Origin of the sequence: Micromonospora sp. URMC 107, from assembly GCF_051386315.1 — a bacterium.
Lineage (GTDB): Bacteria > Actinomycetota > Actinomycetes > Mycobacteriales > Micromonosporaceae > Micromonospora.
The window spans coordinates 1-1,139 of sequence record NZ_JBPQTK010000280.1 but is presented as its reverse complement, the minus strand read 5'-3'; the positions used below and the strand labels follow the sequence as shown (position 1 = coordinate 1,139).

General features: G+C 74.8%; 1 protein-coding gene. It reads right to left on the bottom strand.

Annotated elements, in window-relative coordinates; genetic code table 11:
• On the bottom strand, positions 1–1,139 hold a 1,139-nt coding region (locus tag ACSNN9_RS28500; protein ID WP_436676395.1), incomplete at both ends, for a family 20 glycosylhydrolase.

Here is a 1,139-nt window from a genome sequence, read left to right as displayed (position 1 = left end):
GGGTGAGGGCCGCCTCGTGCGATCCGGGGGGTGCCGGTGGCTCGGGCTGGGTGGGGATCGCTGCCTTCGGCGCGGCCGATGCTGGTGGCGCGGCGGGTGCCGGTGGCGCTGCGGAAGCCGGTGGCTCGACGAGTGCCGGTGGCGCGACTGGTGCCGGTGGCTCGGCGGGCCAGGGGATCTCCGGCGAGCGGTGGAAGGCGATGCCGGCCGCGGCCCAGCGCGGGCCGTGCCCGGCCAGTCGATCGCGGAACCCGGACCAGTCGTGCGTCACGCGGGGCGACCAGCCCAGCTCGGCGATCGCGGGCAGGCGCGGGAAGAGCATGAACTCGACCTCGGCCAGGCAGGTGACCGACTCGGTCCACAGGGGCGCCTCCACCCCGAGCACCGCGTCGGCCGGCACGCCGGTCACGTGGGCGCCGGGATCCCAGTCGTACGACCGCCGCACGTCGATCAGGCCCGCCCAGTCGTGCCCGATGGGGGTGTCCAAGGCGTACTTCATGTCGAGGTAGGCGTGGTTGCCGGGGGAGAGGATGAGCCGCGCTCCCCGCTGGACGGCGTCCGCCGTGACCGGATCCCCGACCTCGGTGCCCCACCACTGGAGCACCCGCCCCTCGGCGTGCGCCGCGGGCGCGATCTGGTGCCAGCCCACCACCGTCCTGCCGGTCCCGGCGACGATCCGCTGGGTCCGCTCGACGAAGGCCGCGTACGCGTCGGGGCGCACCTTGAACGCCTCGTCGCCCCCGATGTGCAGCCACGGCCCGGGGGTGAGCGTCGCGATCTCGCCCAGCACGTCGGCGACGAACTCGTACGTCCGCTCGCTGTCGGGGTCGACGTAGCTGAAGCCGACCTCGGTGCCGGTGTACGGCGGCGGCGCGACGCCGTCCGGGGCCAGTTCGCCGTACGCGATCAGCGCCGCGTGGGTGTGCCCCGGCAGGTCGATCTCCGGCACCACGGTGACGTGCCGCTCGGCGGCGTAGGCCACGATCCGCCGGTAGTCGTCGTGGCTGTAGTGCCCGCCCGGACCGTCGCCCACCTCGCCCGCCCCGCCGACCTCGGCCAGCCGGGGCCAGGAGTCGACCGCGATCCGCCACCCCTGGTCGTCGGTGAGGTGCAGGTGCAGGTGGTTGAGCTTGTAGCGG